This is a genomic window from Hominimerdicola intestinalis (genome assembly GCF_054655215.1).
On sequence record NZ_BAAHNZ010000004.1, the window covers coordinates 1 to 17,278 of the forward strand.

Annotated in this window: 14 protein-coding genes and 3 tRNA genes; 2 read left to right on the forward strand and 15 right to left on the reverse strand. The window is 42.8% G+C overall.

What is annotated here, in order from left to right; genetic code table 11:
* The 7 genes from ACYQ0H_RS05460 to ACYQ0H_RS05490 form a co-directional block, all read right to left on the reverse strand.
* Positions 1-886, reverse strand: an 886-nt coding sequence (locus ACYQ0H_RS05460; RefSeq protein WP_459811833.1) for a hypothetical protein, incomplete at its 3' end; no start/stop codon positions are given.
* Between the two features lie 771 nt (positions 887-1,657).
* Positions 1,658-2,536 (reverse strand): hypothetical protein, encoded by an 879-nt coding sequence (locus ACYQ0H_RS05465; protein WP_459811834.1) that lies wholly within the window; start codon positions 2,534-2,536, stop codon positions 1,658-1,660.
* 101 nt (positions 2,537-2,637) lie between these two features.
* On the reverse strand, positions 2,638-2,934 hold the full coding sequence (locus ACYQ0H_RS05470; RefSeq protein WP_459811835.1) for a hypothetical protein: 297 nt from the start codon (positions 2,932-2,934) through the stop codon (positions 2,638-2,640).
* A 311-nt stretch (positions 2,935-3,245) separates the two neighbouring features.
* Positions 3,246-3,419 carry a hypothetical protein gene (locus tag ACYQ0H_RS05475; RefSeq protein ID WP_459811836.1) on the reverse strand — a complete coding sequence of 58 codons (174 nt, stop codon included), beginning with the start codon at positions 3,417-3,419 and terminating at the stop codon, positions 3,246-3,248.
* Between the two features lie 45 nt (positions 3,420-3,464).
* Positions 3,465-3,716 (reverse strand): hypothetical protein, encoded by a 252-nt coding sequence (locus ACYQ0H_RS05480; protein WP_459811837.1) that lies wholly within the window; start codon positions 3,714-3,716, stop codon positions 3,465-3,467.
* Positions 3,706-4,017, reverse strand: a complete 312-nt coding sequence (locus tag ACYQ0H_RS05485) for a hypothetical protein (protein WP_459811838.1) — start codon at positions 4,015-4,017, stop codon at positions 3,706-3,708. The genes ACYQ0H_RS05480 and ACYQ0H_RS05485 overlap by 11 nt, the downstream gene beginning before the upstream one ends.
* Before the next feature lie 103 nt (positions 4,018-4,120).
* Positions 4,121-4,205: transfer RNA gene (locus ACYQ0H_RS05490), tRNA-Leu, on the reverse strand.
* A 235-nt stretch (positions 4,206-4,440) separates the two neighbouring features.
* Here ACYQ0H_RS05490 and ACYQ0H_RS05495 point away from each other — a divergent pair.
* Positions 4,441-4,531 (forward strand) — tRNA-Ser (locus tag ACYQ0H_RS05495).
* A gap of 95 nt (positions 4,532-4,626) precedes the next feature.
* A tRNA-Ala gene (locus ACYQ0H_RS05500) sits at positions 4,627-4,702 on the forward strand.
* A 142-nt stretch (positions 4,703-4,844) separates the two neighbouring features.
* On the opposite strand, the gene ftsH is transcribed toward ACYQ0H_RS05500, so the two are convergent.
* From ftsH to ACYQ0H_RS05540, 8 genes are all read right to left on the reverse strand, one after another.
* Positions 4,845-6,800, reverse strand: a complete 1,956-nt coding sequence (ftsH, locus tag ACYQ0H_RS05505; RefSeq protein ID WP_459811839.1) for an ATP-dependent zinc metalloprotease FtsH — start codon at positions 6,798-6,800, stop codon at positions 4,845-4,847.
* A 90-nt stretch (positions 6,801-6,890) separates the two neighbouring features.
* Positions 6,891-7,418, reverse strand: a complete 528-nt coding sequence (hpt, locus tag ACYQ0H_RS05510) for a hypoxanthine phosphoribosyltransferase (RefSeq protein ID WP_459811840.1) — start codon at positions 7,416-7,418, stop codon at positions 6,891-6,893.
* A gap of 52 nt (positions 7,419-7,470) precedes the next feature.
* The gene (gene tilS, locus ACYQ0H_RS05515; protein ID WP_459811841.1) at positions 7,471-8,787 is read right to left on the reverse strand and encodes a tRNA lysidine(34) synthetase TilS; all 1,317 of its coding nucleotides are present in this window, start codon (positions 8,785-8,787) and stop codon (positions 7,471-7,473) included.
* Positions 8,788-8,798: 11 nt separating this feature from the next.
* Positions 8,799-10,160, reverse strand: coding sequence for a replicative DNA helicase (gene dnaB / locus ACYQ0H_RS05520; protein ID WP_459811842.1), 1,362 nt, complete (start codon positions 10,158-10,160; stop codon positions 8,799-8,801).
* A 2-nt stretch (positions 10,161-10,162) separates the two neighbouring features.
* Positions 10,163-10,609: a 50S ribosomal protein L9 gene (rplI, locus tag ACYQ0H_RS05525; protein WP_459811843.1), complete on the reverse strand. Its 447-nt coding sequence runs from the start codon at positions 10,607-10,609 to the stop codon at positions 10,163-10,165.
* A 16-nt stretch (positions 10,610-10,625) separates the two neighbouring features.
* Entirely contained in the window at positions 10,626-12,596 is a 1,971-nt protein-coding gene (locus ACYQ0H_RS05530; protein WP_459811844.1) for a DHH family phosphoesterase, read from the reverse strand.
* Positions 12,597-12,648: 52 nt separating this feature from the next.
* Complete coding sequence (locus ACYQ0H_RS05535; protein ID WP_459811845.1) at positions 12,649-14,571, reverse strand: ribonuclease J; 1,923 nt, start codon at positions 14,569-14,571, stop codon at positions 12,649-12,651.
* A 307-nt stretch (positions 14,572-14,878) separates the two neighbouring features.
* Positions 14,879-17,200 carry a sugar phosphate nucleotidyltransferase gene (locus ACYQ0H_RS05540; protein ID WP_459811846.1) on the reverse strand — a complete coding sequence of 774 codons (2,322 nt, stop codon included), beginning with the start codon at positions 17,198-17,200 and terminating at the stop codon, positions 14,879-14,881.
* Positions 17,201-17,278: the final 78 nt, after the last annotated feature.

Here is a 17,278-nt window from a genome sequence, read left to right on the forward strand (position 1 = left end):
CGATCTTGCTTGCGTACTTTGCTTTGGTCTTAGTCAGCGAAAGCACCTTATTTTCAACATTCTTTCTTCCTGCTTCGGTTGCGGAAACCTTAAGCTTTGAACCGCTTTTTGTAAAGGTCACTCCGCTGACAGACGGCAGCTTGAATTGTGATATTGAGCTGTCCATGCTGATCGTTGTTTCCCAGCGGCAGGTGGATTTGTTGTATTTGAGTGCATACGTTGTATTTTTACCTACAAAAAACTTATTGTTTACCGTTCCCTTTGGATAATTACCATGCTGTAAAACATCGGCTTTCATTTTCTTGTAGCAGTCAACCATATTTTGATGAGCTGCAGAATTCGGAGCCTTGATACAGTTAAGCAGCGTTTTCTCATTGCCTGACAAGCTTGTCGTTGAACTGTCGAAGTATTTTCCGCTTATTGACCACACAAGAGCCTGGGAAGCGACCAGCTCGACCTCTTTGCTGTAGCCGTATTTACATGTGCCTTTGTAGCCATAAATGGTAGCGTATCTTAGATAAGCACGTTGATTTTCATCAGGATAGTATTTTTCGGATTTCTCTAATTTAAGGCTTTCCATAGTAGTACCGTCAACATTAACCGTACCCAGCTGAACGCAGTAGCAATACTTTCCCTCGGCGTTCTTGAAGTAATAGAACTCGTTTGCCCACTGATACCTGAACTGATTATTGCTGTTTGATTGCGTTAACGGATCGTATGCGTTTGGAAGTCCTGAATTTCGGAAATCGTACCCCCAGCCTGACAGCGTATACGTTTTGTCCGTTGTCGCTGCCGCTAAGGCTGTTATTCCCTCCGACAGCATACATACCGTCATCACGATAGTTACTATCAGTATCCCCAGTCTTTTTAGATTTTTTGTCTGCATTTTTTCACTTTTCCTTTCGTCTTTGATTTTATCTATGTCAACCCCGAAGGGATAATTTTCATAAAAAAAACACCTTAACAGTAATAGTTAAAGTGTTTTCTCATTTTATTCGATCGTTTTCGACACTGTTCATACAGTTGAAGCTTGACATTGTTTTTTCGTATTCAGTTCTAATTTCATAATATATCTGCTTCTTTTTCAATTTTATACCCCTTTTTCTATGTCTTATGCCGTAGCTCTATTTTTTTCATAGCAATTTTAATTATTATACCATATCATTGACTTATTTGTCAACACCATACGACAATATTTTTCTTGTTTATCTTTTTTATTACAAATGTTCAGCAGCTGCAAAGGATTTAACACATATCTTGGCATTTGCTAGTTTTGTTATATAAGTATAAAAAAGCAGAGTAAAAAATTTATTCCGCTTGTTGACAAATATTTTATTGTGATGTATAATGTATATAGAAAAAGGTAAATCGTATAGACGGTTGCCCTTAAGTTTTAGTTAAAAAATAACCGCTGCTTTTGGACGAGGGCGGTTATTTTTTTATGCGTTTTATTAACTCTGTTAGAGCAATAATCAGCACGATAGTCAAGACGAAGTATACTAAGTCCATTCTATCACCTCCGTTTCCATATCCTATTTTGCCTGAGCCTTTCGACCGACAATATTCAGATTATGTACGTTTGGAGGACAACCGCCTACCGTATAGATTTACCTTTTCCGACATTAATTATATCATGTTAGTTTGAGTTTGTCAAATTTTATCTTAACATATATATTTTCCAGCAAAACTCTCCATTATAGTCAGTTGACTTTTCAGCATAGACTACTATATGAACATCGCCATGACGAGAGTATTGCCCGTCTAACGTATTGATAATAAACCCTTTTGCTTCTGAATAAGTATAGTCTGGATATAATTTTTCTGGACTATCCCACGAACTGTTGTTGGGCGTCATTTCTCTCTCCATTATAGACATTAATTCTTCAGCTGAAGAATATCCGCAATCAGCGTAAATACTGTCTATAAAGGGCTTTGACTTTTGTCGGGAATACTCCTGCATTTCCTTCACAAGCCTGTCAACATCCGACTGAGTAAGCTTAGCTTGCGCAGCTGTGGTTGTGGTCTGCTTCTTTGTGGTTGTCTTTTTCGCTGTAGTGGTTTTCTTTGCAGTTGTAGTTTTTCTGGCTGTTGTAGTATTTACATAACCGCCGTTGCCGCTGTTGCCATTATTACCGTTATTATCGCCGTTATTGTCCTGTCCGGGATCATAATCGTTATTGCCGTTATTATCTCCGCCGAAGTTGCCGTTATCTGTATTGCTGTTACCTCCGCTGTTCTGTTCCTTAGAAACGGTGGTTTTCTTTGTTGTGGTAGTCTTATCAGACTTGTTACTGTTTTTAGTTGTTGTAGTCTTTTTAGTAGTGCCGGAAGTCGTTGAAGCCGATGTTGCCGCAGAAGTCTGAGCAGAAGTTATAAGCTCAGGCCGCCATGTTCCTGCTGCCGATGTAGCAGCAGCTGTGGTTTTCTCGGCCGTTACCTTTACGTCTGAGGTATCGTCAACTGCTCCGCAGGCAGTAAGAGATGTAAGTATTGCCGCCGATAGCATTATTGCTGTCAGTCTTGATGTCATTTTCATTGGATTTCCTCCTATAATTTGTTTTCTTTTTCAACTTTATTATACTATATATTCTATTTGCTGTCAACATATATTTTCCAAATTGAGTACGATTTGACGGACTATAGTTTAACCTCTCTCCCTTCCTCCTCCATCATTGCCGCCCTCATGATCCTTTTGCGGTCAAAGGTCACAAGCTTCCTGTCATACAGCTTGTAATGGTGGATCCGATCAGTGTTTTTCCTGATAAAAGCCAGAGCTTTCATAAGGTTATCGGTCTGAAGCGCCACAGTATGGTCTGCCGCGTACCAGAAGTCGTGTTTTCTGTTCTCACAAGGATAAACGATATACCTTCCTGTATTCCATGTATCAGCTTCGTCAAAGGAGCGTATATCCGACTTAAATTCACTGCTGTTCAATGTAAAGCCTCCGTATCTGCAATATACATATATTGTATAATACAGAAGCAAACTTGTCAAAAAGTAGATAATTTTCAGCCGAAACAAATTATTAAAACGGCATTATTAATTTGTTGCTTATGGATAAAAGAGGAATGCGTTAATTGTATAATTTGACATGATTTTGATATTTTATCTGAAAGTCAAACGGCGCTTTTAATCTATTTACCGAAAATTTACAAAATAAAGCTCTTATTTCGTCTTCGTTTGTTGCTTAAAAATTTGTCAAAAGGGCGGTTCATTTTTAAGAATTTCGGGTTCTTTCATAGGACTTACATCACCGTTATAGTCACAATCGTCAAAAAACGTAATAAGACTATAACGTTTTTCAACAGTTTTTCCGGCTCGACGATAAGGGTAATATTAAATTCGTCGATTTGCAGATTAGCTCTGCTGCCTAATAAAAACAAATGCTTTTCAAGTTGTTGCCACTCATCATTTGTCATTGCAATCCTCCTTTACGCAAAATTAAAAGCCCCAAAATCGAGAGCTTAAATTTGAATTTGATTGTAAATTGTATCATATAGTGCTTCGAGTTGTCTACCAAAGTCTGTGATTTCTCCATTTGAACCAAAGCCATAGATATCCAACGCTGTACTTACCAACAATTGAAATAAATTCAGTTCCTTATTATTTATAAGAATAGTATGATCATTATCATTTACAAGAATATACTTCATATCTGAAATATCAATATACTTTTTAAACAAGTAATATTCCTTTGTGTTGAAATTAAATTTCATTATTTTTCCTCCTATTTGGATTGCATTGTATAAGGATACCAGTGCTTGGATTAATAGAAACCTCACATCTGCTTATATATAATTGCTGAGATATTTTATTCTGGCTTACTTTGGGCTTCAGATCTTTACCTTTATACAACGCTTCTTTTAGGTCTTCAAAAGATATTCCGCTTCGTGGTTTATGGTTTTTATCGCTTGGATTTGCCATCGTTCCGAAAAAACGTTCAAGAAAATGCTTTGACTGACCTTTTATTTCTATTCCGTTTACAGTTTTAGTTCCGACAATTTCCCTTTGAATCAAGTTATATATCCTTATACAAGCTGTATTTTACTTGTGGTGACATATACCGCCTTTGCACTTCATTGATAAAAAAAGAAAGCCCTTAATAAAGAACTTTCCGCTTTGGTGCGGGTGACAGGACTTGAACCTGCACACCTCTCGGCATTAGAACCTAAATCTAACGTGTCTGCCAGTTTCACCACACCCGCATATTTAATTGAATTGATCGCTTAAAATATATTATAGCATAATTCAGATATAATGTCAATATATCTGAACAAAAATTATATTATCTTTAATTGACATAACAGTTTATCAGAAGCGGAAGTATAATGCATTAGAATAGTATATGAATCTATGAAGATTAAAAATTTGATGTTTTTTTGAAAAAGTACTTGCTTTTTTTGAAATTCTGTTGTATAATATTATAGTAATTTTAAGTACGGAGATGTATCGAAGTGGTCATAACGAGAACGACTCGAAATCGTTTGAACGGTAACACGTTCCGTGGGTTCGAATCCCACCATCTCCGCCATACTTAGCGCATACAGTGCAGTATCCGTATTATCTATAAACAGCGGATACTGTATGCTTTTGCGTTGACGCATCATATTTTACTATATTTATTATGGGCCTGTAGCTCAGCTGGGAGAGCGCCGCGTTCGCAATGCGGAGGTCAAGGGTTCGATCCCCTCCAGGTCCACCAGTCTTAGCGCAGACGGCGCAACATCCGCTATCACCTTTGTGACAGCGGATATTTTTATTTTCTGCCTTATGCCCTTAAACAGAAAAAAGCCATCTGCCGTTTACACAGATGGCTTTTATAATTAAGTTTCAAAAAACAGAAATCATTCTTCAGCGTTCGATGTGCTGTCATCAGCTCCGGTAGTATCTGTACTGTCAGATACGTCTGAATTTTCCGTATCAGAGCTGTTTCCGACAAACTCAGCCTCAGTAAGCTCGCCCTTCATCAGCTTCTCAAAATCAACTCCGTCGATCTTCTCATGTATCATAAGATATTTAGCGATAAGATGAAGCTTATCCATATGCTCCTTAAGAAGATTCTCAGCTCTTTCAAACGCACCCTCAACTATGCTTCTGATCTCGTTATCGATCTCAGCGGCAACATTTTCGGAATAGCTTGGAGTATTTCCGTAATCCCTGCCGAGGAATACCTCATGCTCTCCCCGTCCGTAAACTACAGGACCGAGATTATCGCTGAATCCGTAGCGTGTGACCATATTTCTTGCAGTAGCCGTTGCACGTTCTAGGTCGTTTGAAGCTCCGGTGGAAATATCGTCGAGAATAAGCTTTTCGGCAACACGTCCTCCCAGCAGTACAACAATATTTTCAGCCATTTCGTTCTTGCTGACAAACGATTTATCCTTTTCCGGCAAACTCATGGTATAACCGCCCGCCTGACCTCTCGGAATAATAGATACCTGATGTACCTTATCCTGAGTCCTACAGTAGTATGTGCAGACTGCGTGACCGCCCTCGTGATATGCGGTAAGGCGCTTTTCCGCTTCGGTAACTACCTTGGATTTCTTTTCAGGGCCTGCAATAACCTTTATCGAAGCTTCCTCAAGATCCTCCTTGGTTATAGCCTTGCGGTTTTTCCTTGCGGCAAGCAGCGATGCCTCGTTTACAAGGTTTTCAAGATCCGCTCCCGTAAAGCCTACTGTAGATTTAGCAATAGTTTCAAGGTTAACGTCCGGAGCAAGAGGTTTATTTCTGGTATGAACCTTCAATATCTCCTCTCTGCCCTTAACATCCGGATAGCTAACAAGTATCTGCCTGTCGAAACGTCCCGGACGAAGCAAAGCAGGGTCAAGAATGTCGCGGCGGTTTGTCGCAGCCATTACGATTACCGATTCGTTATCCTCAAATCCGTCCATTTCAACAAGAAGCTGGTTAAGCGTCTGCTCGCGCTCGTCGTGACCTCCGCCTAAACCTGCTCCCCTCTGACGTCCTACAGCGTCGATCTCATCAATAAAAATGATCGACGGAGCATTTTTCTTTGCCTGATCAAACAGATCTCTTACCCTTGAAGCTCCGACACCGACAAACATTTCTACGAAATCAGAACCGGAAATAGAAAAGAACGGTACGTTGGCTTCTCCTGCAACCGCTCTTGCAAGCAGAGTCTTACCTGTACCCGGAGGGCCTAAAAGCAGCACTCCCTTAGGGATCCTTGCTCCTATCTCACTGTATTTTTTACTGTCTCTGAGAAAATCAACGATCTCTTTAAGCTCTTCCTTTTCCTCATCAGCTCCCGCAACGTCCGCAAACGTTGCCTTTTTACTGCTTGGCGCCTGTTTTGCATTGGTCTTTCCGAAAGAACTCATCTTGCCGCCGCCGGCGCTCTTCATCATAAATACGAAGAAGAAAATCATAACCCCCAGCATAAGCAGCGTAGGGATAAGATTAAGCCAAAAGCTGTTGTCGGAAATAGGGATCAGATTATATTTAAGCGGTTCGTCAGGATACTTGTCATTGTAATTCTTACGGTAATTCTCCGCTTCCTCTCCGCCCAAAACCTCCTGAGCAAAAAGCGAAACATTCGGAACCGTATAATTGTATTTTTCATCCGAGCCCCTAAGCTTGTATATAAGCTTTCCCGAGCCGAGATCAAGCTCAAATTCAGATACCTCAAGCTTATCAAAGCTCTGCATTACTTCCGAATACTGCTTATCCGACTTATTTGAACTCATAGATGTAAGCATATAAACAAGTCCAGAGATAACTGCAATTGAAATCAGCAGATAAATAATCAGAGATTTTCCGTTACTGTTATTCTTCAATTAATCACAACCTTCTGTTTATTATATATCTTTTATCGGTATCAGCCTGTAATTCCGGCAAAGTAAACCGATATAAATCAGATAATAGAGTTACTCAATAACTCCCAAATATGGCAGCTGACGGTATTTTTCATTATAATCCAGTCCGTAGCCGACAACGAATCTGTCGGGAATTTCAAAACAGCAGAAATCCGGATCAACATCAGCCGTTCTTCTCGACGGCTTATCGAGGAAAGCCGCTATTTTCAGACTTGCAGGCTTCTGCAGCAATATCTTTTCCTTAAGCTTTGCCAGCGTATTTCCCGTATCTACAATATCCTCCACAATAAGCACGTTTCTGTCGCTGAGATCTATACTGCCGCAGGAAAATATATTTACCTCCCCGCCTGACTGCGCGCCTATGTAGCTTTTGGCTGTTATAAACCTGATCTCTGCATCCTCAAGCTTCACTGCTCTTACAAGATCCGCAGCAAAAACAAAAGAACCGTTAAGTATTCCCAGCATTAAAACATTTTTGTCCTTATAAAAATCCGTAAGCTCCCGTCCGAGAGCGCATACCTTTTTGCTGATCTCCTCGGCTGTAAGCAAAACCTTTACATTTTCCATCTTCCTGTTCACTCCATCACATCTCTGCGGACATAAAATATAATATACTATATTTGTGACAGTTTTATGATATTTCACAGATCAATATTCTTTTTGTCGAAGCGGTAATTTTTACACGCTCCGCAGTAGAAAAGCCTTCAATAAAGAAAAGACCCTCGTCATCTGCCAGCATTACTGTCGTACTGCGTTTTTCAGCAGGGAGCTTCTCGTTGAACAGCTTTTTTACCGACGATGTAAATTCTCTGCCCTCAAGCTTAATCCGATCGCCGTTTCTTCTGTTCCTGAGCAAAACCTTACCTTTTATTTTATCATAATCGGCAGTACAATTTGCAAACTTTTTATTAACATTAAAGCTGTCACTGCTTATATCCATAATTTTCACCGTGACCCTCCTGCCGAAAAAGTCGTATACATTATCAGGATGTACAAATATGCTCAATTCTTTTTTATCAAGCTCCACAGACCTTACAAGCCTTAAAGTATCCCTGCTGCAAAGTGCAGTTATTCCTCTGCCTATATCCGCCCTGCCGCCCTTTTCCGAAAGCTCGGCAAGCTCGTTTACCCTTTTGCGTGAAGCAGAAATTCCGCTGTCGGATAATATCCTGATGATAACCCTGCTTTTCAAAGCATCATCAAGCGAATTTATCCCGCTGCGGCTGTAGGAATTATCCTTGCAGCATACAGAAGAATACGCCTTTTCTGCCTGAGCCTCAAGATATTCCATATCCTTTCTCAAAGAAGCCGCCATTGCACCGAAAGCCTGTTCAGCCGAGCTGTTGATCTCACCCATGACCGGAATTACCATATGCCTTATTTTATTTCTCGAATAATTATCGGAAAGATTTGTAGAATCGGTAACAAACGTCTGAGATCTCAGCTTTAAAAAATCCTCAATCTCCGCTCTTGTACAGCTTATAAGTGGGCGAATTATATTTTCTCTTACAGAGGGGATACCGCATATGCCTTTTATTCCGCTTCCCCTAGCCATATTGAAAAGTGCGGTTTCCATACTGTCGGAAAGAGTGTGCGCGGTAGCGATCTTATCGGCTTTGCATTTTGCGAAGATACGGTATCTTATTTCCCTTGCACCCTCCTCAACTGAAACTCCGTTTTTTTCACAGTATTCTATAACGTTTTCTCTGTAAACGCTGAGAGGAACGTTCAGTCTTTGGCACAGACCTATGCAGAACTGCTCATCACGATCGCTTTCATCTCCTCTCAGAAGATGATTTACATGACAGGCTCTGACACTGTAACCAAGTTCCAGCAAGCACAAAAGGAGGGTTACGCTGTCTGCGCCGCCCGAAAGACAGCACAGAACAGTCTCGCCCTCTGAGATCATATTGAATTCGGCTATGGTTTTCCTTACCTTATCAAGCATAACGTTATTTCTTACTCTTTCCTGAAATCAAGACTTCTGAACAATGTATATTCGCCTATCCATGCAAGCTTTACCGTATCGGTAGTTCCGTGACGGTTCTTTGCGACGATACATTCGGCAACGCTCTGGTCGGCGCTTTCCTTATCATAATAAGCATCCCTGTAAAGAAACATTATAATATCTGCGTCCTGCTCAATAGAACCCGATTCACGCAGATCCGAAAGCATAGGCCGCTTATCGTCACGCTTTTCAGAGCTTCTCGAAAGCTGAGAAAGCGCTATTACCGGAACATTAAGCTCCTTTGCCATAAGCTTCAGCTGTCTTGTTATTTCCGATACCTCGTTAACACGGCTGGTGTGCTTATTAGGCGACGACATAAGCTGAAGATAGTCTATTATTACCAAACCCAGATTTCTCATGCGCCTCAGCTTTGCTTTCATCTGCGGAACGTTGATTCCTGCTCCGTCGTCTAGATAGATAGGAAGCCTTGCTAAAGCCTCTGTTCCGTTGGCAAGCTTTATCCAGTCGTCCGGCTCGATCTTTCCAGAACGCAGACAAGTATTATTTACCAGAGATTCAGACGCAAGCATACGCGTAACCATCTGCTCCTTACCCATTTCAAGAGAAAATATAACTACCTCTTTCATTGTACGCTTGCAGGTGTTTACCGCAATATTCAAGGCAAAAGCCGATTTTCCCATTGCAGGACGCGCCGCAAGTATTATAAGGTCGGATTTGTTCAGACCGGTTGTTATTGCGTCCAGCTGAGCAAAGCCGGTCTTTGCGCCGAGGTGCTTTTCAGCGTCCGGCCCGCTTATCTCCTGAAGATGTGAATAAGCGTCAATAATAACGCTGTCGATTCTGGTAAGACCCTGAACCTCGTTGCCCTGCCTTATATCAAAAATCTTCTGCTCTGCGCTGTCAAGCATAGTTTTGGCATCAGCCGAGCCTTCGTTAGCCGTTTCGATAATTTCATTAGCAACGTTTACCAACGCTCTTATATGATACTTTTCCTCAATGATCCTGCAATAGCTTTCAATATTGGCAGTAGACGGAACTCCCTCCATCATGCCCGTAAGATAAGCCTTTGCCATGGCGGAGGTTTCAAAAACCCCCATAGTTACCGATTCGTCGATAACGGTAATAATATCCTCGGTCTGAGAAGCCGTAAACATTCTCATCATAATAGAAAAAAGCTGCTGGTGCTGAGGTCTGTAAAAGTAATCGGGTCTTAAAATTTCAATAACCTTGGGCAGAACAGAAGGATCAAGCAGAACTCCTCCGAGAACAGCCTGCTCCGCCTCCAGCGAATAAGGAAGCTCCCGCCCCAGAATATCGCCGGCCTTCAGCTGCGATACGTTATCCAATGCCATTTTTAATCTTCAACCACCTTAATTTTCAGTGAGAATGAAACGCCCTGAGTCATCTTTACCGCAGCGGAAAAATCTCCGAAGCTTTTTATCTCGCTTCCCAGGACGATCTTCTTCTTATCAATTATCTGCGAATACTGTGCCTTTACAGCGTCGGCAATAACCGAACCAGTAACAGCGCCGAAAAGCTTACCGCCCTGCCCTGCCTTTGCCTTGATCAGTACCTCTTTGCCGTTGAGTGCGGCGGCGACTTTCTCGTTCTCCGCCTTTTCAACGTCCAGCTTATGCTGAGCGGAAGCTTTTTTCCCCTCCAGGTCGTTTATATTCTTAGCTGTAGCCTCTACCGCAAGTCCCTTGGCAAGCAGATAATTTCTGGCGTAACCGTCGGCAACGTTAAGCATATCTCCCGCCTTGCCTGAGCCTTTTACATCTTTAAGCAGTATTACCTTCATTAAAACACGTCCTTTTCTATGTATTATTTCTAATATATTCGTCTATCGCTTCAAAAAGCTGTTTCTTCGCTTTATCTATCGTAGTTTCCAGCTGCGTTGCCGCCATTGTAAGATGTCCGCCGCCGCCCATGCTCTCCATAACTATCTGTACGTTAAACGCTCCCATGCTTCTGGCGGAGATATTTACTGTTCCGCCGTCCTCGTAAAGCACAAAAGAAGCATTTACGCCTACTATTCCAAGCATTTCATCGGCAGCCTGCGAAGCCGCTATCCTGATATTGTCAAATGTTTCCTCAGTCGATGCAACGGCACATTTTCTGTAGATCTCTGCGGAATTGATAAGAAGAGATTTTTGACGGTAGGTTTCAATACTGTTTGCAAAAAGCTTCTTTACTGCTACCGTATCTGCTCCCATTTTTCTCAGGAACGCCGCCGCCTCAAAAGTCCTTACTCCGGTTTTCATAACGAAATTTTTTGTATCCAGCATAATACCTGACAAAAGCGCTTCGGCGATCGGAGCAGGTATCTTAGCCTCGTTCCCGAAATATTCTATCAGCTCCGCAACCATTTCAGCAGCAGAGGAAGCCATTGGTTCATGATAGAACATAACGCTGTTTTCTATAGACTTTACCATAAGCCTGTGATGGTCAATAACAACGATCTGCTCGGCTCTTGCAAGCAGCTCCCTTGATTCCACAAGATCAGGATTGTGAGTATCGACAACAATAAGAAGCGTATTTCCGTCAAGCTTTTCGATACCTGATTCCGAACTGATATAATAATTTGAAATATCGTTATCCCTGACGTAATTAATAAGACTTTTGGCAAGGTTCTGGTTTTCATTAACAACTACATAGGCTTCCCTGCCCATTTTTCTTACAGCCGAACACATTCCGGTAGCCGAACCTATACTGTCAAGATCGCCGAATCTGTGACCCATAATAAGAACCTTGTCATGAGTAGCTATAAGTTCGAGAAGCGCTTTTGCGACCATTCTGGTTTTTACCTTGGTATGCTTCTCTATTCCCTTGGAAACTCCTCCGAAAAACTCATAGCCGCTGTCGGTTTTAACTGCCGCCTGATCTCCGCCCCTGCCCAGACACATTTCAAGCGCCTGTTTTGCGTAGGTCTCGCTTTCCGCTAGATCTGAAGCGTTATGGCCGACGCCTATCGAAAGAGTAATGTTCTGTCTTTCACCTACGGTAATTGTCCTCGCCTGCTCAAGGATCTTAAAGCGGTTCTCAATTATCGGAGCAAGATGGCGTTCTTCCATTATTACATAAAACTTATCGCTGCTTATCTTCTTTGAAAACGCAGTCGTTCCTTCGACAAAATTTTCAATCAGCTTTTCTATTTTGACAAGAGCGTGAGCCTTTTCGCTCTCTCTTATATTGGACATCAGATCCTCAAAGTTATCTATAAAAATTATAATAACCGATTTATGCGACTGCCTATGCTCGTATTCAAGCTCTACATAGTCGGTAGTATCGCTAAAATAGATCATTGAAAGCGAACCGCTTACATCGGTATGTATGCCCTTGGCGCTGTAGAAGCGCCTGTTCAGGCAGATAAGGTCGCCGCCCGGCTCAAATATCTTTTCCATATCTATATTTACGATCTCTGTAATATCGTGGCCGTATGCTTCCTCCTCGGTATAGACCTGCCTGCCGAACAGACGGTTATACCAGACTATAGTATTTTCTTCGTCAACTATTATAGCGGGAGCGGGAAAGTTAAGAAGCGAGTCCTTTTCGGTTTTTGTTATCTGCGTTGCAAGCTTTGCAATATACTTTTTCGTACTGTTCCTGAACAGCACCGATTCAAGCGCCAGCAGAACTGCCGCCGCTGCCGATACACAGAGCAGCACTCCGCCCATATCACGTTTCGACGGAGTATCATAAACGGAATACGACGCTGTCAAAGCCGCTAATACCGCAACTGCGGTAGTTATTTTCAGCAGTATCTGAAAACCGTTATTTCCCTTCATTTCTAAAACCTTTCCTCTCTTTGCTTACACATAGCCTGATAATTCGGATCTGCTATATCTCCATAATTATCGGAAGGATCATCGGGCTTCTCTTTGTCTTTAAATAGATATAATCCGAAAGACTGTCTCTCATTTTTCCCTTGATCGCATTCCATTCTCTCATATCGTGGTCAAGGCAGCTCTGAAGCGTCTGGGCAAGCAGTCTTTTAGCCTCGTCCATAAGCTCTTCGCTTTCACGGACATATACAAAGCCTCTGGAAACCACGTCGGGTCCTGCAAGAACATCTCCGGATACCCTGTCTATAGTCGCTACAGCTATAATAAGACCGTCCTGCGCAAGATGCTTACGATCTCTAAGAACGATAGCTCCGACATCTCCTACGCCGAGACCGTCCACAAGTATTTTTCCGGCAGGAACCTGTCCGGTTATTTTCATATCAACACCGTCAGTTTCAATAACGTTTCCTATTTCGCCGATAATAATATTGCTTTCGGGTATCCCTACGGACATAGCCGTCGCCTTATGCTTTACAAGGTGCTTATATTCGCCGTGGACCGGAATAAAATACTTTGGCTTTGTGATCGACAGGATAAGCTTCTGCTCCTCCTGGCAGGCGTGTCCCGAAACGTGAACGTCGTACATAGCCTCATAAACTACCTCTGAGCCTAGCTTCATAAGCTCATTTACGACCTTTGTTACATACTTCTCGTTTCCCGGTATAGGATTCGCTGAAATTATAATGAAATCCTGAGGAGTTATAGAAACCTGCCTGTGCTCTCCCATAGCCATTCTGGTAAGCGCCGACATAGGCTCTCCCTGACTTCCCGTAGTTACGATACACATTTTATCGGCGGGGTATCTTGAGATCATGTCAATATCCACAAGAACTCCCTCGGGAACTTTCAGGTATCCCAGCTCTATTCCCTTGCCCATTACGTTTACCATGCTTCTTCCGGAAACGGCTACCTTTCTTCCGGTAGCTGCGGCGCGGTTTACTATCTGCTGCACCCTGTGGATATTTGAAGCAAAGGTCGCAATTATTATCCTCTTTCCGTCAGCCTGTGAAAACAGCTTTTCAAAGCTTTCTCCGACCTTACGCTCGCTCATGGTAAATCCGGGACGCTCAGAATTGGTGGAATCCGACATAAGCGCCAGAACTCCCTTATTTCCCAGTTCAGCAAACCTTGCAAGATCAATTATGCCGCCCTCTATAGGAGTATAATCGACCTTGAAGTCGCCTGTGTGGATAATTACTCCGGCAGGCGTATGAACTGCCATTCCTACAGCGTCCGGGATCGAATGGTTAACTCTTATGAACTCAACCGCCATGCAGCCAAGCTTGACGGTCTGACGCGGAGAAACAGTATTAAGACTTACAGAACCGAGCAGACCGTGCTCCTTCAGCTTTCCCTCCAGCAGTCCAAGCGTAAGCCTTGTGCCGTAAACGGGTACGCTGAACTTTTTAAGAAAATACGGAAGTCCTCCGATATGATCCTCATGTCCGTGAGTAATAACTACTCCTCTGAGCTTTTCAATATTTTTCTCGATATATGTGAAATCTGGAATAACTATATCCACGCCCAGCATTTCGCTGTCAGGAAAGGCCAGTCCGCAGTCGATAATAAACATATCGTTTGCGCATTCAATACAGGTGAAATTTTTTCCGATCTCATTAAGACCGCCGAGAGGAATGATCTTGACCGGAGTTTTTCTCTGAGGCTCTCTCAGCTGACGCTTTGACTCAGATCTTGATTTAAGCGTTCCCGAAGCCGCCTTTGCAGTTTCGCTTCTTCTGTTGGTGTTTAGATTAGGCAGGCTTTTTACTGCCTTTGCTTCTCTGTTTTTAGATTTAAGCTCCGCAGACGCCTGCTCGGCAGTCAATATTCCGGCGTCCTCCTGATTTTTAACGCTGTTGGTTCTTCTTACAAATCTTTTTGCAGTATTCTTTGCACCGTTACTGTTCTGAATATTCATGTACACAATTCTCAAGACCTGACCGAATGTCTGAATTAAGGCAACGCAAACAAACGGCAGGCCGTGATGAAACTCCTTCCTTTTCGAGCTTTCAGCTCAATATTATTCGATTTTTCCGTTGCATTACAGTCGGAATATCCAAAGGGGGCGCGTTTTGCCTCCTTATTTCAAAGATGAATTAGTATGACCTGGAAATCCCGACGCAGGTGATTGTAAAAGCTACAATACGTCCGAACAAAAATATCTAGTATTATTGTACTCTCTTTTCATGATATTGTCAAGTGATTTTTTTATGAAGCCTTTACAGCTATTTCCTTATCTGTTCCTCAGCCTGCTTTATCTTCCGCTGTATTTCGTCGCAGAGCGAACCCGCTGTTTCAGACTTGGAGCTTTCCGCAAAGATCATTATACCGCTGCCGCTTTTAAGCGGTCTTACAACGGCTCTTGAATCTCCGCTCTGATATACTACCCCTTCTGGTCCACCGGATCTTGCCAGTGTGAATTCCTTTATGAGCCTTCCTGGATTTTCACCTACGCTGACATATCTCTGGGTAGTATAGAATCTTGGTATATCCTTTACCGCTTCTGACAAAGCGATCTTTTTATCAGATAAATATGCCAGGATCATTACAGCAAGAACCATTCCGTCCCTTACGAAGAAGTTATCCGGTCTTTTCGCTATTTTTCTTGCTTCCTCGTCCTCGTCGCTGTCCGGACAGTTGAAATAACGGTAGAGCCTTCCGTTCTCCTCCTCGGCAAGATTATCGGCGCCCATTGGAAAAGAATAGGGGACAGAAACCGGGATCTTATTCATATAAGCTATCTTCATAGCAAGCAGTACGAGCCGCTCGTGAAAAATATATCCGGTTTTATCGCTGTAAGCCGAGCATGAGCTTCCGTCAGGAGAAAGATGGAATATGATACGCTCTCCGTCTATATCGTTTCTGGAATGAAAAAGAGCTTCGCTTATTGCCGCCGTTTTTGAGTCAGATGTTCTTATTTCAGCGTTTACTCCTCTGAATTTATCAGGAAGCATATCGTTCAGGAACATTTCATAAAGAACCGATACCCCTCTCATATCCAGTCTTTTGCCGTAGCTGTGATAAGAAAGCTGCCTGAAGTCCGACCTGTTGAAGGCAGCTTCTATCTTATGCTCCATATCTCTTTTAAGCGGAAGTCCTCCTCTGTCCATAAGCTTTATTTTCTCAGAATAATCCGCAGCGGCAAAACAGCCTATTTTTGCAGTAAGCCTGTTTACCGCAAACATTACCTGCTGTGCAGTACATTCACCCAGGTCGAATACGGTAACTCCGCTTGAAAGCAGTCCCGATATATAGCTTGAGCATAAAGCCTCAGCGCTTGAACCTCCGCTCCAGCCTGCTACTGCAACGTCGCCTATATCAAGAGCTGTTCCTACCGCCATACCGAACCTTGCAGTATCAGACGGAGAGGTTATTCCCGAATCAAAGCCGTAGGAGCAGTCGTCGTCTATAAACGCAGGCTTGCCCATTCCTACTCTGACGTTTTCATTTACTACCGAGCCGTGAGCTATCTCCTTACCTGCCCAGATCTTTACGCCGTCAAGTATTCTTGCGCCCTCTCCGACCCGACTTCTTTCTCCTACAACTGAATTTTCGCCGCAGCTTGACGAGCGCATAAGCTTAGCGCCTGCACATATCACACAGGGCATCAGCTCGCATCTTGAAGATATATAAGCGCCCTGACCTATATATGCTCCGCATATCCTTGACCGCTTTTCGATATAAGCTCCGTCATCAATGACGCTTCCCGGCTCTATAACCGTTCCGGCTTCGATAACTGCGTTTTTGCCGATAAAGACAGGAGGTATTATTGAAACGCCGCTGAAATTGCTGACAGTATTGCTATAGATACCGCCATCATTCTGCTGAGCTGAAAAGGCAATATCAGTTTTTCCCGAAAGTATGCTTTTCTGGCATTCAAGAAATCCCTGAGCATCTGTTATTTTGTGCCAGAAATCAACCGTTCCGTAAGTGTATATTTCGCAGCCGTCCGAGATCATCTGAGGAACAATATCCTCAATAACGTCGGTAAATGAATTGAAATCATAGTTTTCAAGCGTACCTGCCGAAACAACGTAAACGCCCGTAAAAGCATGAACAGCCGAGGTGTTTTCAGCGCTGGGATATTTCGACATAGAGGTTATCATATTCTCTCCGTCGGTAGCAAAGCAGATATGTCCGCTTGTCTGCGGCTCCTGTCTTGTTACAAAGGTAGCTGCGGATTTTTTCGCCCTGTGATAATCAGCAATACCGTTAAGATCAAAATCAAAAACACAGTTTGCCTCAGCTACGATTATATCTTCTCCCGCTTTTGCAGCATACGCTACCGCCGGAGCAGTCCCCAACTCCTCTGCGCTTGTAAAATAAAGCTTCATGCCCTTGTAGTCGCAGGATTCAAATTCCTCTATGATCTGTTCCCCTAGGTAACCCAGCGCAAGAGTAACCTCCTTGAAGCCCGCTTTCTTAAATTGGTCTAGAGTATAAGCCGCCGTTGTTTTTCCCAGTATCCTGAGCAGAGCCGCAGGAGTACAGGCGGTCATAGGCATAAGCCTTTCTCCGCGTCCGCCGCATAAAATAATAGCCTGCATAAAATATACCTCCGTAATAAATATTTGTATTTATTATTGGATCATTATTACAGTTTATACAGCGCATTATATGCAGTC